The sequence below is a fragment of the Paenibacillus sp. GCM10027629 genome (assembly GCF_042676425.1).
GTDB lineage: Bacteria > Bacillota > Bacilli > Paenibacillales > Paenibacillaceae > Paenibacillus_K > Paenibacillus_K terrigena.
Window position 1 is genome coordinate 2,042,370 of record NZ_JBHTGZ010000009.1, and the last position, 25,925, is coordinate 2,068,294.

At 47.1% G+C, this 25,925-nt stretch carries 16 protein-coding genes; 1 reads left to right on the top strand and 15 read right to left on the bottom strand.

Annotated features, from left to right (window positions below; all coding sequences use genetic code 11):
• Positions 1-63: 63 nt before the first annotated feature.
• The gene (locus ACFQZR_RS19040) at positions 64-822 is read right to left on the bottom strand and encodes a TrmB family transcriptional regulator (protein ID WP_379348615.1); all 759 of its coding nucleotides are present in this window, start codon (positions 820-822) and stop codon (positions 64-66) included.
• Positions 823-948: 126 nt separating this feature from the next.
• Entirely contained in the window at positions 949-2,811 is a 1,863-nt protein-coding gene (locus tag ACFQZR_RS19045; RefSeq protein ID WP_379348617.1) for a bifunctional metallophosphatase/5'-nucleotidase, read from the bottom strand.
• Between the two features lie 281 nt (positions 2,812-3,092).
• Here ACFQZR_RS19045 and ACFQZR_RS19050 point away from each other — a divergent pair, with 281 nt between their 5' ends.
• A complete protein-coding gene (locus ACFQZR_RS19050; RefSeq protein ID WP_379348620.1) occupies positions 3,093-3,797 on the top strand; it encodes a Crp/Fnr family transcriptional regulator in 705 nt (234 codons plus the stop codon).
• A 160-nt stretch (positions 3,798-3,957) separates the two neighbouring features.
• On the opposite strand, the gene ACFQZR_RS19055 is transcribed toward ACFQZR_RS19050, so the two are convergent.
• The 13 genes from ACFQZR_RS19055 to ACFQZR_RS19115 form a co-directional block, all read right to left on the bottom strand.
• Positions 3,958-4,971, bottom strand: a complete 1,014-nt coding sequence (locus ACFQZR_RS19055) for a phosphotransferase (RefSeq protein WP_379348622.1) — start codon at positions 4,969-4,971, stop codon at positions 3,958-3,960.
• A gap of 20 nt (positions 4,972-4,991) precedes the next feature.
• Entirely contained in the window at positions 4,992-5,747 is a 756-nt protein-coding gene (locus ACFQZR_RS19060; protein ID WP_379348624.1) for a DUF4184 family protein, read from the bottom strand.
• A 133-nt stretch (positions 5,748-5,880) separates the two neighbouring features.
• Positions 5,881-8,658, bottom strand: coding sequence for an alpha-mannosidase (locus tag ACFQZR_RS19065; protein WP_379348626.1), 2,778 nt, complete (start codon positions 8,656-8,658; stop codon positions 5,881-5,883).
• Between the two features lie 70 nt (positions 8,659-8,728).
• Positions 8,729-9,682, bottom strand: a complete 954-nt coding sequence (locus ACFQZR_RS19070; RefSeq protein ID WP_018754989.1) for a carbohydrate ABC transporter permease — start codon at positions 9,680-9,682, stop codon at positions 8,729-8,731.
• 15 nt (positions 9,683-9,697) lie between these two features.
• Complete coding sequence (locus ACFQZR_RS19075) at positions 9,698-10,591, bottom strand: carbohydrate ABC transporter permease (RefSeq protein ID WP_379348629.1); 894 nt, start codon at positions 10,589-10,591, stop codon at positions 9,698-9,700.
• A 1-nt stretch (position 10,592) separates the two neighbouring features.
• Positions 10,593-13,199, bottom strand: a complete 2,607-nt coding sequence (locus tag ACFQZR_RS19080) for a DUF5696 domain-containing protein (protein WP_379348631.1) — start codon at positions 13,197-13,199, stop codon at positions 10,593-10,595.
• Between the two features lie 36 nt (positions 13,200-13,235).
• Positions 13,236-15,299, bottom strand: coding sequence for a YIP1 family protein (locus ACFQZR_RS19085; RefSeq protein WP_379348633.1), 2,064 nt, complete (start codon positions 15,297-15,299; stop codon positions 13,236-13,238).
• Between the two features lie 15 nt (positions 15,300-15,314).
• Positions 15,315-16,187 carry a carbohydrate ABC transporter permease gene (locus ACFQZR_RS19090; protein WP_379348635.1) on the bottom strand — a complete coding sequence of 291 codons (873 nt, stop codon included), beginning with the start codon at positions 16,185-16,187 and terminating at the stop codon, positions 15,315-15,317.
• Positions 16,188-16,191: 4 nt separating this feature from the next.
• Complete coding sequence (locus ACFQZR_RS19095) at positions 16,192-17,064, bottom strand: carbohydrate ABC transporter permease (protein ID WP_379348929.1); 873 nt, start codon at positions 17,062-17,064, stop codon at positions 16,192-16,194.
• Positions 17,065-17,188: 124 nt separating this feature from the next.
• Positions 17,189-20,137, bottom strand: a complete 2,949-nt coding sequence (locus ACFQZR_RS19100) for an extracellular solute-binding protein (protein WP_379348637.1) — start codon at positions 20,135-20,137, stop codon at positions 17,189-17,191.
• A gap of 122 nt (positions 20,138-20,259) precedes the next feature.
• Positions 20,260-21,660 (bottom strand): ABC transporter substrate-binding protein, encoded by a 1,401-nt coding sequence (locus ACFQZR_RS19105; RefSeq protein WP_379348639.1) that lies wholly within the window; start codon positions 21,658-21,660, stop codon positions 20,260-20,262.
• Positions 21,661-21,963: 303 nt separating this feature from the next.
• On the bottom strand, positions 21,964-23,097 hold the full coding sequence (locus ACFQZR_RS19110; protein ID WP_379348931.1) for a GntR family transcriptional regulator: 1,134 nt from the start codon (positions 23,095-23,097) through the stop codon (positions 21,964-21,966).
• Positions 23,098-23,197: 100 nt separating this feature from the next.
• Positions 23,198-25,816, bottom strand: coding sequence for a transglutaminase domain-containing protein (locus ACFQZR_RS19115; protein WP_379348641.1), 2,619 nt, complete (start codon positions 25,814-25,816; stop codon positions 23,198-23,200).
• Between the last annotated feature and the right edge of the window lie 109 nt (positions 25,817-25,925).

Sequence of the window (25,925 nt, forward strand, 5' to 3'; positions counted from 1 at the left end):
TAACAAAAAGACGGATAGATTCGCTCTATCCGCCTTCTTTCGTCCTCCAAAGAAACGAAATGGTTAATATTTCAACTGCATTAATCGGTTCATAATATCCTCGTCCTCCATGAACACATTAATATACTTGGAGGTAATGACTGTAAGAAGCACATCATGGTTAAAAAATTCTGTAAACACACGTACGAGCGGCTGAGACTTCGTCTTGATCGCATGCCATTCCCGCTGCTCAACGCCAGCGAAGATCATCTCGCGATCGTCCACAATCAACAACCGGAAGCGCTCCAACGTTACATGTTCTTTGCTCGGCACAAAGTAGGCTAAATTGGTCAAGTTAGACTCCACCTCGCCAACGACATGCACCTCGACCGTTACGCCTTCTTGTTCCTTCGCTTCAAGTAAAGGTATGTATTTCGCAATATCGTCTTTCCATGCCGAGAATCGAATGGACTTCGTTGCCTCCTGCAGCACCTGGCCCAGCTGAGGCTCGATAGAGGAATTCGCCTTGAGACTCCACACTTGGTCGTCGATGAACGCTTTGGGTGTTGCTCGTGCCTCTAGCTCCTCCAGATCCGATTGGAATTCCGCGGTCAGCTTCTCGATGACGAGCGGCAATGCTAATGCGAAATACAGCTTTTTCTTCTCCGAGATGGATTCGAGTACCATCCCTTTCTCAATCAATCTGGATATGACTTCATATATTTTTGCTTTAGGTACGCCGGATACCTTCACGATCATTGTGGCATCCATCGGCTGCAAGCTGGATACCAGCGCTTCATAGACCTTACTCTCGTATTGTGAGAAGCCAAATTTATGTAACATACGTCCCCCACTCAATTTATCGCACATTTTTTATTAATGTACCATAGATCCCCTAGCATTGCTATTTCATGCAACACCTGAACACAAAAAAAGAAACTGGCACGAGGCCAGTTCCTTGTCTATCATCTATTTCTTCTCAACAATACGGTTCTCGACTTTCGGACTGATCACCTTAGCATTCTCCAAATACTCTTCTACGACATCGTAGAAGGTGTAGCCTGTATTCAAGACTTCATCCTTCTTCAGCATCGAATAGCCGTCACCGCCCGATGTGATGAAGTCATTCGTCGCTACCGTGTACGTCTTCGCTGGGTCAATTGGTTGGCCTCCAACTTTCACTTCTAGTACGCGCTCGCCAACCGGCTTCGTCACGTCATAGACATAGGACATGCCGCCGATTTGCAAGAATGAACCTGGCAAGTCATCTTTCTTCTCCACGCCTTTGACCGATACTTCAAGAGCCGCCTTGATATCCGCACCTGTTGCTTTGACAATGGTTAATGTATTCGGGAACGGTAGAATCGAGTAGAGATCCTTCTTCGTCAGATCTCCGACTTTCTTACTTGCACGGATCCCGCCGCCGTTCACAAGCGCTACATCGGCTTCGTGGCCTTTGATCGTCTTCGTCTTCGCAATAATGGCATCCGCAATGAAGTTGCCTAGGTTCGTCTCTACTGCGCGAACTTCGCCTCTCTCACCATGCAGGTCGACTTCAGTCTTCCCAATGACGGCACCCATCGCTGTATCGACTTTCTTCACGACTTCTTGAACCAATTTATCAATTTCTGGATCTGCTTTGACAGACTCATCATACTCTACCAATCCGCCGCTGAACCCTACCAAATCTTTGTTATAGTAATATAAATCCACGCGTCCTAGCGACTTTCCGTACTCCCAGTCTTGTACGATATACGTACCATTAACAACTTCAGGTGTGCGAAGCGGCGTATGGGAGTGACCACCAATAATTAAGTCGATCCCCGATACATTTTTCGCGATCTCGCGGTCTTTCTCAACACCGATATGGGAGAGGATGATGACACGGTCCGCTTTTTCTTTCATCTCAGGCACGAGCTTTTTCGCAATATCCACAGGATCTTTGAACGTCAAGCCAATAACATTATTCGGGTGTGTAACAATTGGCGTCTCTTCCGTTACAAATCCGATAAATGCGATTTTCTGTCCGCCGACCTCTGCTGTATATGTAGGGACAAGTAGATTTGTACCATCCGCTTTGTATACATTCGCATTGATCATCGGGTACTTGAGCTGATCACGAAGCTTGAGCAATTGCTCATAACCAAAATCAAACTCATGGTTCCCCGCTGCCATCGCGCCATAACCTAGCGAATTGAGAATCGGAAGAATCGATTCCCCTTTGAATTGGTTCGTATAAATCGTTCCTTGGAACGTATCACCCGCATCCATTAAGAGAAAATTCTTATTCTCTTCACGCCACTCTTTTACAAGCGTAGCAATTTTGGCATAACCGAACTCTTTATCTTTGCTGTTCTCTTGAATATGTCCATGCACATCATTCGTATGCGCAATCGTGATATGTTCCGTTAACGCATCACCAAGCGCTTGCACGAAATCACCGCGAGTCACTTGTTCGCCAGCTGGCAATTGCAGTTCAAGACCAAGTTTTTTGGCGATTGCCGTTAATCTATCTGCAGCAGGAAAGCTTCTATCATTTGCTTTCTCGTCTTTCGTAATAGCCCCTTTGCTATAAGCCCAAGTCAAATAATTCGTTGCCCAATAGCCTTGCGGCTGTGCAACCTCAGCTCCTGTACCTCTAGCGATAAGAGCAACCGCTTCCCCAAGGGATACACTACGCTCAAGCAATAGTCCTCCTTGATCAAAACCGTTGATAATCTTCTTCTGCTGCATCCAATCATTATGTACGACAGGATGCAACGGAGCCGCGAAGGCCGATGCGGCAAATACCGTAGATAATGCCCCCGTTAATAGAATTGTTTTCGCTTTCATTTTCAATTTCAAAAAAATCACTCTCCCCTTTTGAATATCGATGAAATATGAACAAATGTAATAATATTGAGAACATTTGTCATTTCAAAGTATACACATGCAGACTGAAAGTGGTCAAGAAAGAACTGCACATTCAATCGAAGATGAAATCTGCTATAATAATGAATAGATTCGATAGAGTAAATGAACAATTGTAAACAAATACTGATATATTGCGATTTCAATATGACTCTAGTATTCTTAGAACATTCCTATGGAAAGGATCTGCTGAGATGATTGAAATGAACGAGGTTCCTATTTTCTCCGATGTCCCCGCCGAAGAATTGCAGCATATTGCACCCCTTCTACGAGAACGTAAATATAAGAAGAATCATGTATTCATGTTCGAGAACGACCAGAACGAGGGCATCTTCATTCTGCGAACCGGCAAAGTGAAAGTCTACCGGATTCATGACGGCAGGGAAATCGTCATTGGGATTCATCTCCCTGGCGATATCATCGGCGAAGCCGAAGCACTTACGGGTGACAGTTACCGCGTCTCTTCCGTCGAAGCGCTAGAGCCTGTTGTTGCATGGCATATCACGAAGCAGGATTTCTTAGATATCGTTCATCGTTATCCTTCTGTTCTGCTCAGAGCCTATCAAATTATGTTCGCTCGCGTCCGCGTTCTGAACCGTATGATTCGTTACTTGACTTTCCTCGATGTCCGTACGAAGATCGCCAACTTAATTCTGGATCTCTATTATAATTTCGGGAAGCAGATTGATAACGCTTATAAGATTGACATGAAATTCAATCATGCCCTGCTCGCGAGCATGGTCGGCAATACACGTGAATCCATCTCCAAGACGCTCAGCGATTTCCAAAATGAAGGGCTGATCGATATCCGCGAGAAATATATCTATCTCCTCGACATGAAGCGTTTAGAGAAGATGTGTTATGAAACCGAGGAAGTGCCTGAGCTTCGAATCTGGAGCCATGGATAGTTGACGGAACAGAACGGCGACAGAAAAAAGAAGCCTGATCGCTCAAGCTTCTTTTCCTGTACTTGGAACATGTTCTCCTAGTGTATCCCCAAAAAAGCCAATCGCACAAACAGATGGACTCTCTCTTCAGCAACAACGGAATTCGATAGGATTAGCTAGCTCATTCCTCCATCGCTGCTTCGCTCCAGATCTCTTGAAAAGCTTTTAATTGATGCAGTGCATCTTGCTTGCACCATATGACGCTCTCAGGTAATACAAGCTGAACTTCATATACAAAAGTGCATAAAAAAGATAACATCATTTGATAGGCGGTGCGCCGTGCACGAGGGCGAAGGTCCATTGAAAGTTCATATCCGTAACCTTTCATAAAGCTTGCATGATTTTCATAAAGGATGAATTCATACTCACGGTCAGCATAAACGGCCCGATCCGCATCAATCAGAGCAGCAATATGCAGCTCACCATCTTCATCCCGACGAACTAGAACATTCGGATCCCACAGATCATTATGTACAAGGGACGGAACTTTAATCTCGTCAAAAAGCTCACAATTCGCGCTGAAGATGGATGTAAATTCATTCAAGACTTTTTCTTCAAAAACCTGATGTGTCCTACATTTCTCAGCGACTTCAGCGCTAAGCTCCATCAACATGCTACTCCAAGACGTATATCCGCGAACCGTTCCATCCCGCTGTGGCCATCCAAAACGATCTGATGTAATCCCATGTATTTGACGTGTATATCGGCCTAGCTCTTCCTTCAGCCGAGTATATTCCTCCGGTGTTATCGACGGGTCGTTCAACTGGATACTATCAATAAACTCGATTAATAAATAGGGTCTTGAGATCAAGCGACCCGAATCATCATATCGAATCACGTGAGAGCTTGGAATGTTCTCTGCCTGAAGCAGGTTGTAGATATAAGGCTCGACAGCCATCATCTGTTTCTCAAAAGAGTACAAATGCTCAAGGTCTTGCGGCGCGAGTCGCAAAACCCACTTTCCCACTGGTGCTTCGGTTTCAAAAAAATACGTCGTATTAAACAGCCCTCCCTTGAGTAGAGAAATATACTGTACACAACAATCCGATCCGAAGGTATCCTTCGCGATTGCGATGATTTCTTCGTCTGTTACCGGTGCATAAAGGCTGGAAATGTTGTTGTTGGCATTGGACATATTATGGCACCCCTCTCATATTATTGGCAGATCGGTCTGATGAACTTCGATCTTATCGATGCTACAATTAGCCCTACACAAAAGCCTGAAATCGGTGCAACGACGAAAATGCCTAGCCAATTTTGGCTTGAGGTGAATAATACTTTGGCGCACGCGATGGCAATTGCAATCACGACCACGGTGAACCAATATTGAAGCTTTTGATTTTTCGTTGCACAAGGCATTTCTTTGGCATGGGGATGGCTCTTATATAAGCTTCTTACAATAACACAACCTATTACAATGAGTCCTAGCATCGAAAAGCTGTGCTGCAGTATTTTATACAGGGGAATGTTGAAGAAGACGACTTCTCGGAGGACTGGGTAACGAACTACAAAATACCCGCTCACATGTGTAAACGCATCGATAAAAACATGCGTCAGGAATCCGATCATGACCGATATCAAGAAGATCAGCCATGATTGTATCCCTCTTAGATGCCATGTTCCTCTTAGGTTGAAAGCACGATGATCCAAATGCCATAAAGACGGGAGATGGATAGCCAATGCTTCCTTGACGATGTAGTGAAAGATGACCGCGAGCAAAGTACATAACGGTAGGGCCTCTAAGAATAGTCCCAAAATCGAGTGCCCCATAAAGCTGTATGGCTCCAGCATAATGAAGTATTCGAAATCGGGTGACATGCTGCCGAGTACAAGTCCTGTTATACTAAGATACTTTGGTTTAATAGATTTTAATGGATAGGCATATAAAGGGTGCGCAAAGGTAAAAGGCATGTGGGCTCCTTTCCTTATTCCGATGCATATGGATCATCGATATTACTTCGAATTCACATCCAGATTTACACGTATCATAACAAAAATAGAAGGTCAGAGGATACCCCTAAACCTTCTATTACATTTCATAGAATTATTTGATCTTCGCAAAGCTAAGCGTGACAATTTCAGCCGGACGAACAGCAACTTGAAGCGGCTCTGAACCCTGTAAATTCAGACGCTCCAGCTGACGTTCCAAAATATCACTCCGATACGCAGCAGCACGCGATTGCTCTAGATCTACAGTCAATTCTTGTACATCCAAAGATACATTATACCAGCGCATAATGACATCGCCGCTCGCTTCCGCCACTTTCATCGTCGAGAATGCAAGTGACTGTCCTTCCCACACCGCAAAGCTGTGCACCGCAGGCAAGCTCCCTTCATGCACTTCTGTCTGCTGCGTGGACCATGGCACTTGGAATTGATGCGCCTGGACAATCGACGCAAACGCATCATGACGTGGATCCGCATCCGTACGACGCGTCACGGAGCCAGCAAATGGGATAATGCTAAGCCGCACCGTATGTTCACCAAGACACTGGGCTTCCGGCGTCGGGAAATACCCCCAATCGCCAAGCTCGCCTACCGCGCGAAGCAATGTCACAGCTATCGTGTCATCTCCCGCTTCACCTGGAATGACTTCATATTCATTCAATCCTTGGTTCGCAATCGTGAGCCCCGCTTCCTCGCCTGCAACCGTTACGAATGCTTGCTGATGATGGCAATTGCTCGGATTCTTCCATTCCTCGGCAGGTGCATTGCTGCGTTCCGGCACTTCGAAGATGGAGTCCGCATAATGACTGCCAACTTGAAGCCCTGTTGGGAACAACATCCGCAGACGGTGATCCTTTGCTTGATTGTTGAACGAGCAAGTGACTTCGACGCCTTCGCCATGACGATCCAGTGATACATGCGTAACGATACGCATCGTCGTCACACAGCTCGAGCGGCTTGAGCGACGGCCCGTGAACCAGACGATTTCCCGCTGTTCCATCTCGAGCAGATCATCCGCAGATACTGGGATTTCAAGCTCATGTACAATTTCAATTGTTGCACGATACGGCGTATCTACTGCAACACGAATGTCCGCAGGTAATCCACGGGTTGTAATCGGAGCCGCGCCATTCGCTTCCCGATACATGTATTCGTTACCGATATCGCCAGTATCTTCCAACATACCAAGTCCGGAATAGACTGTTCCGCTAGATTTGTCCGTTACCGTCAAGGTGCCGTCAGCTTCAACTGAAACAACCAGCTTGTCATTTTCCATCTGATTCGATCCTGTAATGAGCGATTCAGCAGCCGCACCTAGCGTTGCGACTTCTTGGCGTACGAATCCATACGTACGATAACCAAGCGCCGGCACCGCCGCCGCTTCGAACGTGAGGCGTACGGACCTTGCGAAATAAGGCTGTCTGAACTGATCTTCCGGCAGATCATAGCCGAATTGGATTCCCAAATCCTCGATCGTACATGGGATCTGAGTACCTTCCGAATCCACCAAGACGAATCCATCCAAGCTATACTGCTTCACCTCTTGGCGCATCTTGCCAAAATCCATGCCGCTGCGGAAATAGATCCGCTTCACTTCTAACTCCACTGTTAAGCTGCCGCTGCGTTCCCAACCTGTCGTGTTCGATACTATGAATGGAACCGCATCCGATCCATATGCCGCAAAAGCCAAAGTATCTACACGGCTGGAAATCGCTGTAAGACTCTCATCCGCAATCACTTCCGCCACATGTCTGCTCTTCTCGAAGCGCGTCATCATCTCAGCATGCACTTCATCCACACTGCACCCGCAGATGCTGTCATGCGGATGATTCTGCATCAATGTCTTCCAAGCATAATTGAACAAATGGTGAGGATAACTCTGACCTAGCATATACGCCATCGCAGCAAGCGGCTCTGCAACCTTTTCCAAAGCTGTCTGACCCTTCTGGTTCTTCTGCTTCATATAAATACGCGATGACGCGGTGTTCACGAGTGTGGACCAGCCGTCTGTATGCTGGCTGCGAAGCTCACCGCGAATAACAGAAAGATCCTCCGGGAGCGCTCGCTCCACTTCTTGCAAATATTCATCGAAATTGGAATGCACGAAGGTTGTGCCTGGATACAGCTGTTCTGCTGTCTTCATTGCATCCGATAGGTCCGTTTGTACAGGCTGATGATCACAGCCGTTCATGAACAGCAAATGCGGCGTTGAAGCATATTTCTCCGCATCCGAAATTTTTTTATCCCAATAGGCCTTCGCGGCTTCAGAATCCACTGGCACTTCATTCCCGTTGCTGTACCAATTGGCGAATAAAATACCGAGCACCTTGGAGCCGTCCGGCGACTCCCACCACATCTCAGAATATGGCGATTCATATGCACTAACATCCGAGACCTCATTATTAAATCCGGTTGGCTTCACCCCGCGTCCGAACACGGCATGGTGAATACCTGCTTGCTTCAGCATCTGAGGCGCCTGCCCCATATTACCGAAGGAATCCGGGAAATAACCAAGCTTCGAGATCGTTCCATAAGCTGCGGCGTCTCGATGCCCGATTAACAAATTCCGAACGTTGGCTTCACTGCTCGTCAGGAATTCATCCTGCAGAATATACCAAGGACCAATATGAATGCGTCCCTCTCGAATATAATGTTCTAGCTTCTCTCTCATTTCCGGTCGAACCTGCAAATAATCCTCTAAGATGATCGTCTGACCATCCAGATGAAAACTGCGATAATCCTCATCGCGTTCTAACGTCTCCATCAACGTATCCATCAGCTTGATCAACAGGACATGATGCTTCTCATAGGGCAAATACCATTCCCTATCCCAATGTGTATGGGAAATAATATGTACCGTTTTGGACTGTGACATCGATCGTCCTCGTTTCTATTCGTTATTAAGAGGGTTAACTTATCGTCAACCCCCCCGTCATCTTCTCTATCTAACCTACCAGTCCCGTACGCTCCACACTTTCTACGAAGTAGCGTTGAACGAACAAGTATAATACAATCAGTGGCGCCATCATGAGCAGCACGCCTGTATTGAGCAGCATCGATTGATAGACCGGATCTGGTTCCTTGCCAAGCGCCGGCCCCATATCTGTCAATTGGGTTGCGAGCACCTTTACCTTGCTTAGGAATAAGGACACATAATAGCTATCATTCCACTGCCATACGAAGGAGAAGAGCAGCACTGTGACAATCGCCGGAAGAGCATTCGGCAGAATAATCCGGTAGAACGTCTTAAAAATACCTGCGCCATCCACTAGCGATGCCTCTTCCAGCTCCTTCGGCACCCCACGGAAAAATTGACGGAAGATAAAAATGTATAGTCCGTTCTTCAGCCCCATGGCTGTCCCTGAGGAGATCAGGAACGGCCAGAATGTATCAATCAGGTTGACATGCCCCTTCTCCGTGAACCATTTCAATATCCCGAACAAGTCGAAATAACGATACGTCAAGTAGAGTGGAATCATAATCGTCTGCGGCGGAACCACAATCGTGAAAATAACGAGTGCGAACAAGATTCCGCTGCCCTTAAATTTCAACCTCGCAAAAGCATAACCCGCTAACGCGCAAGTCGCGAGTTGAATAATCGTCGTCGTGGACGAGATCAGGAACGTATTAAGCAGCGCTGAACCATATTTGGTTGCTGAAATCGCGAGTTGTAAATTTTCCAGTGTGAAGTGTCTTGGAATCCATAACACGGTCGGATCATAAATATCGACCTTACTCCGGAATGCTACCGAAATCCGAAGGAAGAGCGGGAATAGAATAATATAACAAAAACCTAAGATCAATAAGGTACGAACAGCAATCCAGGTCCAAAGCTTCGCCTTTTCCTGCGGACTTTTTCTACTGAGCCATTCACCCATTCGAGCCGCCTGTACTCTCATATTCGCCCCTCCTTATCAGTCGTAATAGAACACTTTTCTCGAGATCAATGCCGTGGATACGAACAAGATGATCGCCACGATGATAAAATAAACCCACGACATCGCCGCACTTAACCCGAAATCAAACGTCTTAAACGCGGTCTGAGAAATCAGTGTATTGATCTTGTTGCTGCTGAACGAATCAATGATAGAGTAGACCAGGTTCGTTAGAATTAATGGCGTCATCATCGGAAAAGTCACTTTCCAGAAAATCTCATACCCTGTCGCACCCTCGATTTTCGATGCCTCATAGAGCGATGGCGAAATCGACTGCAGACCTGCAAGGAAGATCAGGATCTGTACCCCCGAGGAGCTAATAATCTCGTAGATCCGATCGACTGCACCTGTAATGTAGTCCACAATTGCAGGTCCCATGCCGGATTCGAGCAGCATCTTCTTGAGTTCGAAGCTCTGCAGCAGATTAGCCCCGCCTTCCCCGCCTCCACTCATCGCTGTACCGCCGACAAAGCTGCTAATATCCAGATTCGCGATGGCACTGGAAGCGAGAATAACCGGCAGGAAAAAAATTGCCCGGGCAATAGAGCGCCCTCTGAACTTCTGATTGAGCAGCACTGCTGCGAACAAGCTGAAAATAATTATGATCGGCACGTTCACGAGCATATGGGCAACCGATTCTGTCAGGCTGCGCGGATAATCCGGATTCGAAGTAAACAAACTGATGTAGTTCGCGAATCCTTTATATTCCGTCGCAAATCCACTCTCTACGATATGAATCGAGCTTAAGCTAAATCGAAACGACTGGATGAGCGGCAGCAAGAAGAGCATGATCATCCCGATAATGAGCGGCGAGGCGAATAAGACGCCGTACCAAGCTTTTTTCTGTTCTAATGTCAAACTTTTTCTCTTCATGTTACTCACCGCCTACCCAATAGCCGAGCCCGTCGATCGAATGACCTTCGGCTTGTATCGGCGTGTTGTTATAGTTAATGATTACTTTGGTTCCATTCTCGTATGAAGTCTCTACCACACCATCCGCCAGCTTGCGATGAGCCGTAATGGTCTGATGTCGAACAGCACCTAAATGCGATTTGACTTCTTGGTAATTCGCAACCGCTTGATCGAGCCAATCCTGATAGTGAAGACCGTACAACCCATTGTAGTCCGAGTCTTTGACGACCGAGGCATCTGCCGCGTACCACTGATAGAATAGATTTGAGCCTGTCTCCAATGCCCGAAGCAATGGAACTCTTGGATCTGTCGTATTCTGTACGTTCATCGGCTCCCCTGCGAGATCCACATACCCATGAAGCGCCATCTGATAGAATGGAATATCTTCATCGGTAATGTTCAACTGACTGCTGCGGATCGGCGCATTGACGATCATGTTGACACTTGGAAGCGTATAAATGTTCCCGCCATCCACCATGACATTTTTCGTCTGCTGCTTCAGTTTGCCTACTTGTTCTACCACGATTTGCTGCGCTTCCTGCCGGTTCACGGACTGTTCCTTCGCGAAATCCGAATGCAATTCATTGCCCAAATCGCGTAACGATACGCCAGGTGCATCATACGATGCATATTTAGAAGCAAATCGATCCACGGTCTGCCCTAGTACCGCTGGCGATAACAAATAATGCGAAAATTTGAGTGTGTCCTTGACATACATCACGGGATCGTATTCGTAAATCCGGGCATTCTGACCATCTAAGAAGGTCGCCGCATCCGAAGATCCCTTATATTTCTCTTGAAAAGCAACATCTGGATACAGCCCGATGTTCTCTTGCTTCGCATAATCGACCAGCTTACGGAAATCACCATTACCGCCTAGCGCTCCTACAGCCCCGACCGAAATCGGTGAGGTATGGCGGATGCCCCCATTGAACCAGCCAACATAACGCAAATCCACCTGTTGTATGCCCTTTTCCTTCAAAGTGCTTAGCAACGTACGCGTCTCATCGAATGTTGTTAAAGACTCTGTTGATTGATATGGCACGCCAAGGAATGACTTCTGCTTCTGGAATGCACCTTCCACTTCCAGTACCATCGGTGCTTCCGGCTTCGCATCTAACTTCTTCAGGTCATACTTCTTCACCAAATAATCACGGTACGTTCCAGCCATCCCTGAATAATCCGATTGGCTGCCCGACAAGAATCCGTAACGGACCGTATAGTCGCCTGCATATGGCTTCGTCTGGAACATCGGCACAGAACTCGTCTTCGTACCCGATGTCAACGTGTAGAAATCCATTGATACCAAGCTGAATTTGCTTGCGACCGTATTATAGGAATCATTTCGTCCGCCAATATCTGCAGTAATACTAGACAAGGCATCGCCTGCTTCAATGATACCGATCATCGCATGATCGTTCTGCTTCATCCCAAAGACCGGCATGCGTGTGACTTCATTGGTCTGAATCCGCTCTTTCACATCGAACGTACCATCTGGCCCATAGACAGGCATGTCGTACGCTTCCGTATTCTTCTTGTTGTTGTTCAAATGAATCAGTGCACCCGAACCATCCGGCACGAACATGTAGCCTTGCTTGTTCTTGCCTGCAGCCCCGAAGTATTTGAGCACTTGCAAGGTTGCAATCGGATACGACTTGGCATATTGAATTTCCTTACTTGGTACGCGAGCGACGAGCTCATCGCCTTCCAACACATACACGAGTGGTATCGTGAACTGGGGACCATCATCAGCAGCTGCTTCCGTGACCCCATTCTCTGCATTGTCTTTTGCAGCCTCTTCATTCGTAAAGCCAATTTCGGTAAGTTTCGCAGAGATCTCTTCCGCGACGAAATCTTTCAATTTACGAACTTCATAGATTTGGGTCTGCTCATCGAGCTTGAATTTAAACGTCATCGAATCGCGAGCATCTTGATCCGGCAGCTTGCTTAGAATCATCTCATCGAACCGCTGCTTGCTGATCTTCTGCGGGATATTCGCGAAGGACTTCGAGATTTTCCCCAGCTGATAGACAATTTTGACGCCATTATCTATGTTCGTGATCTTGAATTGCTTCTTATTGACACTGTCATCGAAGCTATTGAAGGTATTGATCTGCCCTTTGCTATTGTAATAAGCGACGAGCAGCTGAGCCGACATCTCGGATTTGTACAGTGGTGAAGCAATCGGATCTTGATCCCGATCTGCGGGATTGGAGAACCAGATATATCCGTCTCGCTTATCCTTGACCGCAATCTCTGCCGTTTCTTCACTCACGTAGAGCATTAATGATGCATTCTGAGTCACCAGCTTCATCTTCTGAAGCGCGGCTTGCTCTTCAGCCGTGTTCGCCGTAACCGTCTCCGAACCAGATCCAACCGCACTCGATGCCGAAGCTGTCTTCACATTCTGGTAAGATTTCGTCTTGATGGTGTTGCTTCCGATTTCTTGAACCGCTTGATGCGCTGTGTGATCCATCGAATCGGATTCAGGCATGCCTAGCGCGATCAGGCCACAGATCACCATTCCGGCGCTCAGGATGCCAAGGGATATTTTCAACTTACCGGACATGTTCATCCCTCCTTGTTAAGTTGCAATCGCGCGCAGCTAGAATCTGAACGACAGCTCGCGGTAAATTGAGATTATAAAGTTGGCCATTTGCTGCAGCATGCTGAAGAACAGAACGCCGAGGAAGACCATAATGCCAATCACGACTAAGGTTAACAGCATCGTAACAACCGTCTTCGAAGCCGAATATTGATGTACCGTCATCGTACCGACGAATAAGAGCCATATAAACCAAATGAACGCAATCGCATCGAGGATATAATAGAACGAACTCTCACTGCCGGTAATCAGATTGCTGTAGAGCGTCTGTGGCAAATAAATAATAATGAACGGCATCAAGGCATACCCTGTTGCCATCACAATATCTTTGAATTTACCTTCGCCGTCCATCAATGTCGTTAAGGACCAGTTGGCCACGCACCACAAGATGAAAGGCAAAACAATAAATTTCAATTCATTAATACTGTTCAGCTCATTCGGATTGTTGAAATTGACGACGAATCCGCTATATTGCCGTTTAATAATCGTAAATAAGACGAGCAAGGCCACCATAATCAAGACGATTTTGAGTTTGCCCTTCTTCTCGTACTTCATTTCCCAGAATCCGTTGAACGGATGTACCATCGTGTAAAACGGACTTTTCACCGATCCGACATCGACATAATGCTGCTGAGCTTTACGACGGCCTGCTAACTTCATCGCCGCGATACTACCGCCAATGACAAGCGCAATGGTTAGAACAATCATCCCAAAATAGTCGAAGACGATTTCTTTCCGATAACGCTTGAATGCTTCGGAGTAGTTCTCCCGGTTGTTACCCAGCTCGAAATATTTCATTGCGCCATGGTTGTCACCATTCTTAAGCAGCGACTTACCAATACCGATATAAGCAACTTCGAGGTTCCCGTTCAACTGGATCACCTTCTGCCAAGCGGCTGTCGACTTCTCGGCCTGCCCGTTATAGAGCGAGATCACGGCTTCACGAATAAGGCTGCCGTAATGTGTCGGCTGAAATAAGGATAGACGATTGTAATCCTTGTCAAGTACGAGCATCTTATCGTCCAGCATCGCAATCGCGGATGGCGTTCGGAATTTCCCTTGCTTGCTTCCTAATCCGCCAAATACATAGAGTAAATTCCCGTCCTTATCATAGGTGAAAATACGTCCGCGTTTGGAGTCGAGTGCATTATAGATGCCGCCTTCATCCGATACGACATCGACGAAGATCGAACTTCCTGGCGCGCTGCCAATATCGAGCGTATGGATATCCCCTTTGGGTGCGAAATAGCCTTTATCCCGCAAAATATCAACACCGGATGCATTCAGCCGTTTGATCGGTTGATCGGACTTCTCTTCCGACGTTGTCGTATAGATGAAGCCATCCGCATCAATATCCATGTTATTGAATTCCAGCGGAATGAAGAGCTGCATCTGCTCCCGCTGCGATTTTGTTGAAATTCTTTTCCAGAACAAATCAACAGGACTGAACTTGACACGGTTCGTACCAATGAAGCCATTGAATTGACCATCCGTATCAAACTCCATAATCCCTTCATACGAACCACGGCTGATCACGTAGATCCGCTGCGCCTTATCGACTATGACTTTGATCGGAGAGTATTGGAACCCTTGCCGAATTAAGGTCGATTTCGGATCACCGATCTGGCGAATGAATTCACCCTTCTCATTCAATTCAACAATCCGCTTATTCTGCGTATCTGCGATGAACAAATGATCGTCATAGCGGTTATAGAACACGCCTTCAGGCTTGTTGAATGTATCTTTCTTTCCATCATGCTCGAATTCCGAGATGATACGCGCAGCTCCAAATTTATCATTCAGGACAATAATGCGGTCATTGCCTGTGTCAGCAATATAAATGTGACGATTGCTCCCCACATAGACATCCTGCGGAGAAGATAAATCCTTGACGCCCCAGTCTCTTCCATACATCACTTGCTGCTCTTCATAAGGGCTGGGCGCCGGAACAGTCTGCCCCCAATAGTTATAATTGTAAGTTTCATCAGGTGCAGCTTGTGCTGCTGGAATAGCATATCCGGCGAAGAGCGTCATGGCGAACAACAAGGCAAGTATTCTTTTCAAGTGGCTCCCCCCTATCTACTCTTTCAGACCGGATGTGGACATCGTCTGCATAATGTTACTCTGTGTCACGATAAACACGATGATCGGTACGGACATCATCAGCAGGGTAACGGCGGCTACCGGCCCTGTGCGTACCAGACCTCCGCTTGCAATTTGTCCGAACACATAATCAACGGTCTTCAGCTGTTCGCTATAAATGTACTTGTGGCTGGTCACCGAGCCATTCGTCCATAAGCTCTGCAAGGAGAAAATAATTAATGTCAGCCAAGCAGGCTTGACGATCGGCATCACAATGGTCCAGAAAACCCGATATTCACTCGCGCCATCGATTTTCGCTGCCTCGAGCAGCGCATCCGGGATTTGTTCCATGAATTGCTTCATCAGATACAGCCCAAGTGTCATCCCGAAGGATGGCAGTAGAATCGCCCAATAGGTGTTAATCAAGTTGAGCCAAGAGATCGTCATATAGTTCGGCACCTGCGTCACATAAGCCGTGAACATCAGGGACATCACGACGAGACTGAACAAGAAGTTACGCCCAGGAAAACGGATCTTCGCGAGCGGATACGCTGCAGCGGAAGCAATAATAACGTGACCAACTGTACCCGTAATCGCAATAAAGAACGTATTAAAGACGTAACGTGAGAACGGCACCCATGAGTCCGAGAAAATATTGACCAGATCCGTAAAGTTCTTCAGCGTCGGATGACGCACGAGCATTTTTGGCGGAAACACGAAAATCTCATCGATCGGTTTGAACGCATTACTAATGGTAAAAATGAGTGGAATCGCCATGAAGAATGCCACGCCGCCGAGCAGTAGGAAGAGCATAATATCGACAGCCCACGAACGATTCAGTCGCTTTGTCATTTTCAATTTCATATTCATCTGATTATTCACCCACTTTTCCCAGCAGCTTCCGTGTCAGGAGATTCGTACAGAGCATCATGGTGAACAAGACTGTTGCGATTGCGGATGCATAACCCATTTCGAACCGAATCGAACCATAGTCAACCAAATGCGTAACAATCGTATGCGCAGCATAGTCGACACTCGGGAATCCAATCATGTAGATAGAAATCTCCGCGACGGAGAAAGCGAGTGTAATCTGGATAACCGCACCGAATAACAACTGTGGACGCATCGCTGGCAGCGTGATGAACCAAAGTTCCTGCCACCGGTTACGAATACCGTCAATCGCTCCCGCTTCATATAGCGTGCGGTCAACGTTCTGTAATCCTGCGATGAACGCCAGGAAGGACGTACCAAGACTTAGCCAGAGCTGAACAAGGATAAGAATACCGAGCATAAATCGCGGATCCTGCAGCCATTGAATCGGCTCCATAATGACGCCCCACTTCATTAAGAAGGAGTTCGCGTATCCGTAAGAGTCACTCGCGAACAACGTCTGCCAGATCAAGTACGTATTCCCCGAGATCGATGGAGCGTATAAGATCAGCGTTAGTAGTGCCCGCGGCTTTGGTGGCAACTCGTTAATCAGCCAAGCGAACAAGAAACAAGCCATGTAGCTGATCGGTCCCGTAATTAGGGCGAATAGCAATGTATTCTTGAGCGCAATGAGGAAAATATCATCTTGGACGAACAATCTCGCATAGTTATGCCATCCAACCCATTTCGGGGGCTCCAGCATATTGAAGCTCGTAAAGCTAAGCGCTAGCGACATCAATACCGGAAATACGGTAAAAGTGCCGAAAATTAAAAAGTAAGGGGCAATGAGTGCGTAAGCGTGCTTATTCTTTTTCATTTCGCGGAATAATCGACCGATTCTAGCGGGTAACGCTCGAAGAGCTGCCACTCTGCTAGGACTTCCTGTCTCAGGAGGCCCGATCGGATTCGGATTCATGACGGTCTGCTTCAGGTTGACCCCCTCATTTCTCAGTAGGAAGATTGAATTCTTGACGCTTGAGCGTAATTTCTTCATTAATGTATCGAACGTAGTATTCGAGTGACTCGCGCGCATCGTCCCCTTGCACAACAACACGGCGGAACGCATTCTCAATGTTACGACCTGTCAAGTAACCGCCTGGAACCTCTGGTACACCTCGAACCCAGCTCATTTGCTCTTTGAGGATACTGAAATCTTTGGTCGGCCAAGGCAATGCAGACAGCGCTTCTTGGTTCGCCGTTGGGTATCGTGCAGAAGCACCCATACGAATTTCCATTTGTCGTCCGAAGGCGATTTGCGTTTCTTTACTCGTCCACCATTTCATGAATTCCCAAGCGGCATCTTTATTCTTCGTCTTCTTGAACATCACGGTCGCGGAACCGCCGCTGCCCGTTTCACGTCGGATCTTCCCGTCAGCAGTCTTGGTTCCCGGGACGGGTGCGAATGCCCACAGTCCTTTGATCTCCGGTGCAAAGACGGATAATTTGTTGTACATCGTATAATCGATAACCCCAATCGGCATTTCGCCCGTACGGAATCGGTTCGCGAAATCTGCTTGAATTGGAATCTTGTAATTCACATAGAAATCGGTCCATTTCTTGAACTGCTGAACCGCTGTCTCGGAATCGAGTCCACTGCGCATCCCGTTATCTCGATAGAGTTCACCATCATGCTGATAGAGGAACATGGTGAGCGCCGGATTCGGTCCGATTGTAATAATGTCTGTCGTTCCCGCATCATTTCCGAACGTGTTCAGCCCTCTCTGGGGCAGTCCGAATTCCAAATTATGCTTCTGGAGCACAGGCAGCATTTCATAGACATCATCCCATGACTGCGGTACTTTCAGGTGCAGCTCATCTTCCAAGATATCTTTCCGATAGAATAGAACCGGGAAGGTCTGCGTCTCAGGCAGCGCATAATACCCGCCGTTATACGATACGGGGACCATCGCGCTCGGATTGAACCTGGATTTGACTTGTTCGAAATCCGGGAAGACGGATAGATCCTGCATCGCATTCCGCGTCGCATAGTTCACAGGCAGCTCATTGCCGACTTGAAGCGCCACATCAGGGCCTTCGCCTGCCACTGTGGACGGCAGTAAAATATCGGCTGAGACGAGCTTGATATTGATCGGAATTCCTGTCTTCGGTGTAAACGTATCATCGATGAGCTTCTTCACCGTCTGCGCTTGATCTCGCGCCGAGGTAATCCACACGGTAACCGACTTATCACTCTTGTCTTCCGAGAAGTCGTCATAGTTCTCGAAGAATGAAGCGACAAACGCCATCGTGCTTGACTTCAGCGACAACCATGTCGATGCTGTCGGGTTCGGCAGTTTCGCCTTCGGTGCACTGACCATCAAATAATCAATCGCTAACGGCTGTTCATTGACAGATAAGAGCCATGCACCCAATGAGCCGACATTCGTCTTGAACTGATCGACACGGCTCGGAACCGTCTCAGGGCGATCTGCCATATCTTGCAGCTGATAAGCCAGCGTATTGAGCATCGCCGTCCGGTCATCATTCTTGCCATCCGGTCCGGTTAGCGCCTTCGCAACGCGAATCAATAGCTCGCTCTGTTTCTTGAAGCCTTCGACCATATCAGGAATCCGCTGCTCCAACTGGTAATCACGGAACGTATCCGGTACCGTACCCGTGAAGCTGATAATCTTGCGGTACATCGCGTTCAGTTCTAGAATGCTGGACTCGACCGCCGTCAAGATGGGCGCCAAATCGCCTAAAGTAACTTCAAACCGAATGCTATGCTTCCCTTTAGTCAGGTAGAATTCATACGGATTCTCGGCATCCTTGCCGAGCACAGTCATCTGCCAATCCGTGTTATAAGGGAATGGGACATGGCGAACTTCTTCGAACGGCACTTGTCCATCAATGTACAAGGTTCGCAGTGCAGCCAAGCCACGTAGGTAGTTCTGATGATTTTTCAGCGCAATTTGATATAATCCATCCTCGGGAACATCGATCTCCCACTCGATCCATTGACCTGGCAGCCGCCAACCCCAACCGCCCATCGCATTATTACGAAGCTTGGACACATGGAACGGCTCGACCGCCGGACTTGAATGATCATTGTATGCGAGGAGTGTAGGCGAAGATTTGTAAGATGCATGCTCAGCTTGAATTTTCATTTCTTGCTGTGCTGGCTTGTAACCACGCTCTTTATATGTTCTCGCGATCGTCTCATAAGACGGCGTTGTTTGCGGATTTGTCAGCTTAATCGATCGAATGACAAGCGGCTCCTTCACCGAAGTCAAGGACAGGGCGTGTTCCCCTTTTGTGAAATAGAACAGATACGGTTCCTCCACATAACCTGTCGCATCTCTCAACAGCATGTCTTGCCACATCGGAACTTCGATTTGTGACGGCAGCAGATCATTATCGCGCTCGTCGCGCTCAAACGTCGTGCTCTCATCCTTCCAGATCCGCTGGAACGTGATACTATTCGCTTCGGCAAAAGGAATTTTTCCGTCAATTCGCAGCTCCCGCTCAATATCTGAATCTTTGCCTTTAACCGTGAAGTAGTTCAACCCAATGTTGTATAAGCCGTCTTGTGGGACGGAGAACTTCCATTCGATGGAACCCGAATCCGAGGTAAGCACAGACTTCCCCGTCGTTCCTTCATAGTGATCAAATACGGTCACATTCATATTTGGCGAACGGAGAAAGGAATCCGCTTCAATGACAATATCTTCACTTGGGCGATTCGCCTGTTTGTACGATGCTGCGTATTCTCGATAGCTGCCTTTCTTGCTCGTTCCGGTTAAGGTTGATAACAGCGCCTTATCCAGGCCACCGCTGCCTTCCGCAGATGCGACTTGCTGAGCCTCCCCGCCTACCCACCAAAGAGGTGTGCATGCTATAGCTATACAAGTTACAAGGATGAATACTGTTTTCTTGCGAGATCGACGCATACGTTTATTTTCCCCCTCCTCTTAAGCAATTCCCCTAATCACCGTAGAACCAGCGAGCTGGGACAGGATTAGGGGATCATATCAAGAGCGGAATTTAATTTAGAGGTCTTTAAAGTTTGTTGTTATTTGCTTGAATCCAACAATTTCTTGATGTTCGCTTCGAATTGTGGTTTCGCTTTATCAATTGCTGTTGCTGGAGATACTTTACCTTCGGTAATCTCCTTCACAACGCCTTCGAACAATTTCTCGCCGTCTGGAATCGCATAGTAGGAAATGTAGTCAATGTTACCTGCCATTTGCTTACGCGTATCCATCGACTCTTTGTTCGGATAAGAAGTCTGCCAGGATTCTTCAGACAGCTTTCTTCCCGCTTCGTTCAAGCTAATTTCGTCAATGATATGAAGTGCTGCTTCTGCATTCTTGGAATATTTCGATACCATCCACATGTTACCGAACGGTGTGTAAGATACATATTTATCTGCTTTCGGACCTTTCGGGAAGAACACGTAGCCTAAATCTTGACCTTTCATGTTCTCAACGAATCCGCCAAGCTCCCAGCTGAAGCCGGAATACATAACGCCTTTACCTGCAATGAACTCTTTGCTTGCATCGTCTGGAATCGGTTGTTGAATCGATTTGTCGACATTGAACAGATCCGATACGTATTGCAATGCTTCAACTGCGTTAGGACCATTCAAAGAGAACTTGATTTCGCCATTCTCATCCTTGTCTACAGAACCTTTATTGGTATATACCACTTGCTCTGTGAAAGCTTTAAGCTTGCCGTAAGCACCGGATAGACCCCATACATCTGTTTTGCCATCGCCGTTCGTATCTTGGGTTGCTTTCTTCGCGAACTCACGGAACTTATCCCAAGTCCATTCACCTTTTTGTTGAAGCTCATATGGATCTTCTAGACCAAGCTTCTGAACAAGTGTCTTATTGTAGAAAATACCGTATGGGGATGGCGCGGAATCGACGATGCCGTATTGCTTACCTTTGTAGCTGCCGCCCACTCTCATCCAATCGATATACTTCGCATCCTTCACATCGATCCACTCATCAAGCGGCTGAATGAATTCTTTGTTTACTAGCTGAGGGAATGCCCAGAACAATTCCAATCTCACGATATCCGCGAACGGTTCACCAGATAGGGAAGTCACCGTGAAGTTTTCCACGTATTTACCATAGTCGCCGAATTTCACAAATTCGATCTTTGCGTTATACTTCTTCTCTGCTTCTTCGATCAGTTTGATCTGTGCTTCTTCTGCAGGGCCTTTTTCTTTCATCGTGCGAGGATCAGCATCGTCCCACCACACACCAATCTTCACGGTCTGACCATTCAAATCGAATTTCTTCTCTGTTGCAGCTGGTTCTTCTTTCGCAGGCTCGGTCTTCGTTGTGTCTTCCTGCTGTGCCGCTGGCTCTGCAGCCGGTTTCGTGTCGGTGCCCTTGGAGCAGCCGATCGCACTCACGATCAACATGAGTGTTAAGAAGTACGAAGCAAATTTAAGCGCTTTCATCTGAATCCCCCACGATCTGATAAATTTGGACTTCCACCCTAACCGATAATTAGCGCCCTTAATAAAAACGCTTACATATCCAGTTAAAGAAAATGGAACAACTTGGTTATATCAACTATGTTCCATAATCTGTATTATACGGAGAAGAGAAAATTTTGTAAATACATTAGATATATCTTTTTCAATAAAATAAATATTAAGTATATTTAATTTCGTTAATTACGCATAAAATAAGCCTTCTCCTTGATGCGAATCGCACCTTGGAGAAGGCTTACCTTGGTCTTTAACACCTATATCAATCCATTACACCGATAAACTCGAAGGCTGCCCTGTCGATTCACGCTCAACCAAGCGAATAGGCACTTTCACCTGTTGAGGTTCTAGTTCAGGCTGTTCAATACGCTGAACAATCATCCGTGCGGCCTCGTAGCCTATCGCATAATAGTTCTGGGCAACGGAACTTACAGGCACTTCGGCTTGCCGAGATATATCATGATCGTCGAACCCTGCAATGGCGAGCTGTTCCGGCACTTGAATGCCCTTCTCTAGACAGCTCTTGACCAGATCCACCGCAAGATGGTCATGCTCCGCCTGAATCGCGGTCACATCCAAATCCAGCAGTCGATCGATCAGCGTGTTATAGAATTCATTCGCATGCGGCGAATACATTTCCATATAAAAATCCGTTACCAATAGCTCCGTATCAATGACAATACGATGGTCTTTCAGCGCTCTGCAATAACCCAAGTATCGATCCCTTACCGAACTTCGGTATTCGACACTGACGCTTGAGACGAAAGCTATGCGCTCATGACCCAGCTCGATCAACCGTTTCGCCGTCTGGTATCCGCCCTCGAAGTTATCCGACACAACGTTGCTGATCGGCAGACTGTCGAAATATTGGTCAATCGTCACAATCGGAAAATCGTTCGAATAGATCGCATGCACCACGTCGATATTACTAATCGTGCTGATCGGATAGAGAATGATCCCGCTTGGGCCGCTCTTCGGGATTTTCGTTATAATTTCACGTTCCTTATCTTTCTTCCAATTGCTGTTGTGAATCGTAAGAAAATATCCTTTGGAATCCAGATAATCATGCGCTCCCTTGATGTAATCGAGCTCACTCGTCGCCATGTAGGGCAGGACCATCGAAATAATGCGATGTGCAACAGGACTGCCGATCTCACCCGATAGATTCGTGTCATCCGGTTGCTTCACATAGCTCCCGCTGCCGCGTTTACGGTAAATCAAGCCTTCCCGCTCTAATTCGATCAAGGCACGTTTGGACGTAATCCGACTTACGCCGTATTGCTCCGCAAGGTCCACTTCGGTGGGAAGCTGCTGCTCCGGCACGTATTGTCCCGTTCGAATTTTCTCTTGCAAATCGCCCAAAATTCGCATATAGAGTGGTTTATTTTCCGATTCCAAAATCATCACGTCCAGTCGTCCATCTACAAATATAACCATTTTATCACACTTAAATGAAGTGATAAAACCTCTATCGAAGTCATTTCAGTGCAGAGCGACCGCGATACTACCCCACAACGCTTGCACTTACGCCCTTAATCACTTGCAGCGCCTCTCTACCAATACCTAATTTATATCCAGCAGATTTGTAACGGATCTGTCCCTCTTGGTCAATGACGAATACAAGCGGCAGACTTTGCGTCTGTGCGGCTTCGGCATCTCCCGTCACCTGAATCAAACCAGCATCATTCGCATCGATTGCGAATTGTGTCTTGGTTGGAAGATCTGCATACGCGCTTGGATCAAACGCTGCTGTCCGGTTATTCTCACTAATGACAAGACTAATCGGGCCGCCCCATGCTTCGAATTCTGCGGTAAGCTCGCGCAACTCACGAATAAGATGCTTCGACGGTTCCCGATCCGGCTCGATCCATGCGAGCAGCATGCCACCATCTTTTGCCAGCGATTTCGCTGCACTTGTAGCTCCTGAGAGGAAGCTAAGTGACAATTGCGGATCTATTTCACCGAGTACAGGAAGCTCGACGGTTTCTTCACGGAAGACAGGCGTAATCTCGATCGTCTGGCCTAGCTCAACCGTAAACATATGCATCCGAATGAGCACAGTACCACTGCTTAACCGTGTACCCGTTGTCAGGCGGTAAGACCCGGATTTCACCTCTAGCGTTTCGCCGTTCCAATCCGTTTTGCCGTAAGGATATTGCAGCGTCTTATAGACACCGTTATCAAATCTAGCAATCGAGAAGTTGCGGAAATACTCCATCGTTGTGCCTTCACCTTGATGCAGCTTAATGTATCCTCCGTCGTTCTCACTGAGCGCTTCGACCGGATCCATGTCACCTACGAGAATCGAAGTCACTTCTTTCCATACACCCGCCTCCATAAATTGAGGCAACCGCTCACTTGGATCAAGTCTCGCAGGAATACCGAAGCTGCGCGCCATTGCAACGAATAATAGATAGACAGACAGACGATCAGCTTTACGCAGTTCAAAGCTGCCACGCGGTGTCGCAGATCCTTGGTAGTAATTATAGTTCTCAAGTACTTCCACATGATCTGCAATCCACTGTGCAAGTGCAACCGGCTTCTGACGGAATTGCTCCTGCTCCTCCGCTGTAAATTGCGATAGGAAGAATGCTCTGAATGGCACAATCATCTCCGTGTTGATTCGCGGACACAGAATGTACCGCATAAACGTCTCATCCTCATGCGCAGAAGCGAATGTGGATGCATTCACCAAGTGATCTTCCAGAGCATTACGGAACGTATCCGTTAAATCTTTGACATTCAGACTCTCGAGCAGCTTAAGGGCCCATTCGCCGAATTGTGGTGTAAACTCCTTCAAATATGCTGCAATTTCATGGCTGTTCCCGCGCGCTCTGCTCAGCATTTCCCAGACCCTTGCAGACGGTAAATCAAGCTCTACTGCGAGTAATTCTGCCTGCTCCTGGTTCACAAAAGTATGCTCATAGGAAGCACGAATGGCGGCACCCTCTTGCACCCGACGCGTATTTTCTTGCTTCTCTTCTTCGGTAATCCCCGTATTGGCTGAGTCCGGTTGTTCAATCGGAGGCACCATATCGAACTCCAAGAAACCGCTCTCAGGAGACTGCTCCACGATACAGATTTCCATCTCACTCGCATCCACGACACGAAGCTTCTTCGTTCCCCATCGATTGCCGTTCACTGCATGAATCCACAAATCCCCATACCCTGTTGTAAGTGACGCCTGTCCCTGCTCATCAGTCGTAATTGTCGCGATTGGGAAGAATTCTGCCGTGTTATAGAGTTGGAATTGAACCTTCGCGCCTTGAACGGCTGCCCCTTGCTCATCCTTCACCGTAATCGTAACTTTCTTGCTCTCCGCATATGTCGGGAGAACATTGATTTCGGTGTACCACATCTCGGATAAAGTCGCTTCCTCTGGACCTGGGTAGTTCGCTGGAACACGTGTGTTCACCAGCATCGCACGCAGTGCAGGCGCACGGAACCATCCTTCATTCAGTCTTGCTTCAGGCTCGCATGCCCCTAGGAAATACCATGTTCCGTCCGCATAAGCTTCGACCCATGCATGGTTAGAATCACAATGTGCCCAGCGCGGTGTATAACATTGACGTGCCGGAATGCCTAAACTGCGAAGCGCTGCCACTGCGAGCGTGGACTGTTCCCCACATCTACCGAGTGTCGTGCGAACCAAGGTAAGTGGCGATACGGTTCTTGGGTCATTTCCGATATACGTCGCCTTTTCATGACACCAATGGTTAATCTCCAGAATCGCTTGTTCCATCGATAAGTTTTTCACGCGATCAAAGATTTGATCGAAGAACCAACCGCGGCAATCTTCAATATTCTCATTGTTGACTCGATACGGTAGTACAAAGTGAAGGAACAGGTGATCCGAAATTTGATTCCCCCAAGGTACCTTATTCCGAATTTCAATGGAAGTTCGTACATGGCTCAAGAAGAGCTCTCCATCATAATCCGCCAAATCATTTAATGGCATATAAGCATATAAAAACTTAAGCGCGAACCGTTCTTCCTCACTCATTGGCTGCTCTAAAACATCAAAAAGTTCCTTTTCTTTCGCTTGCGCCAATTTCTTTTTGATCTCAAACTTTTGTTCGATGTTCTGAATTTGACTCTCGTCTAACGAAAACGGATTCTTCATTTCAATCCACTCCCTCACCCATGATTACATATGAATATCAAATAATTTAAAAGAATATACCTTTTATTCTATTCTAATCAATTTGGTATACCTAATTCAAGTCCCTTGA

Coding starts and splice junctions, on each gene's coding strand:
- ACFQZR_RS19045 (WP_379348617.1), bottom strand. CDS start 2,811: ATGAAAGCGAAAACAATTCTATTAACGGGGGCATTATCTACGGTATTT.
- ACFQZR_RS19040 (WP_379348615.1), bottom strand. CDS start 822: ATGTTACATAAATTTGGCTTCTCACAATACGAGAGTAAGGTCTATGAA.
- ACFQZR_RS19095 (WP_379348929.1), bottom strand. CDS start 17,064: ATGAAAAAGAATAAGCACGCTTACGCACTCATTGCCCCTTACTTTTTA.
- ACFQZR_RS19060 (WP_379348624.1), bottom strand. CDS start 5,747: ATGCCTTTTACCTTTGCGCACCCTTTATATGCCTATCCATTAAAATCT.
- ACFQZR_RS19070 (WP_018754989.1), bottom strand. CDS start 9,682: ATGAGAGTACAGGCGGCTCGAATGGGTGAATGGCTCAGTAGAAAAAGT.
- ACFQZR_RS19080 (WP_379348631.1), bottom strand. CDS start 13,199: ATGTCCGGTAAGTTGAAAATATCCCTTGGCATCCTGAGCGCCGGAATG.
- ACFQZR_RS19100 (WP_379348637.1), bottom strand. CDS start 20,137: ATGCGTCGATCTCGCAAGAAAACAGTATTCATCCTTGTAACTTGTATA.
- ACFQZR_RS19050 (WP_379348620.1), top strand. CDS start 3,093: ATGAACGAGGTTCCTATTTTCTCCGATGTCCCCGCCGAAGAATTGCAG.
- ACFQZR_RS19110 (WP_379348931.1), bottom strand. CDS start 23,097: ATGATTTTGGAATCGGAAAATAAACCACTCTATATGCGAATTTTGGGC.
- ACFQZR_RS19075 (WP_379348629.1), bottom strand. CDS start 10,591: ATGAAGAGAAAAAGTTTGACATTAGAACAGAAAAAAGCTTGGTACGGC.
- ACFQZR_RS19065 (WP_379348626.1), bottom strand. CDS start 8,658: ATGTCACAGTCCAAAACGGTACATATTATTTCCCATACACATTGGGAT.
- ACFQZR_RS19055 (WP_379348622.1), bottom strand. CDS start 4,971: ATGTCCAATGCCAACAACAACATTTCCAGCCTTTATGCACCGGTAACA.
- ACFQZR_RS19090 (WP_379348635.1), bottom strand. CDS start 16,187: ATGAATATGAAATTGAAAATGACAAAGCGACTGAATCGTTCGTGGGCT.
- ACFQZR_RS19115 (WP_379348641.1), bottom strand. CDS start 25,816: ATGAAGAATCCGTTTTCGTTAGACGAGAGTCAAATTCAGAACATCGAA.
- ACFQZR_RS19105 (WP_379348639.1), bottom strand. CDS start 21,660: ATGAAAGCGCTTAAATTTGCTTCGTACTTCTTAACACTCATGTTGATC.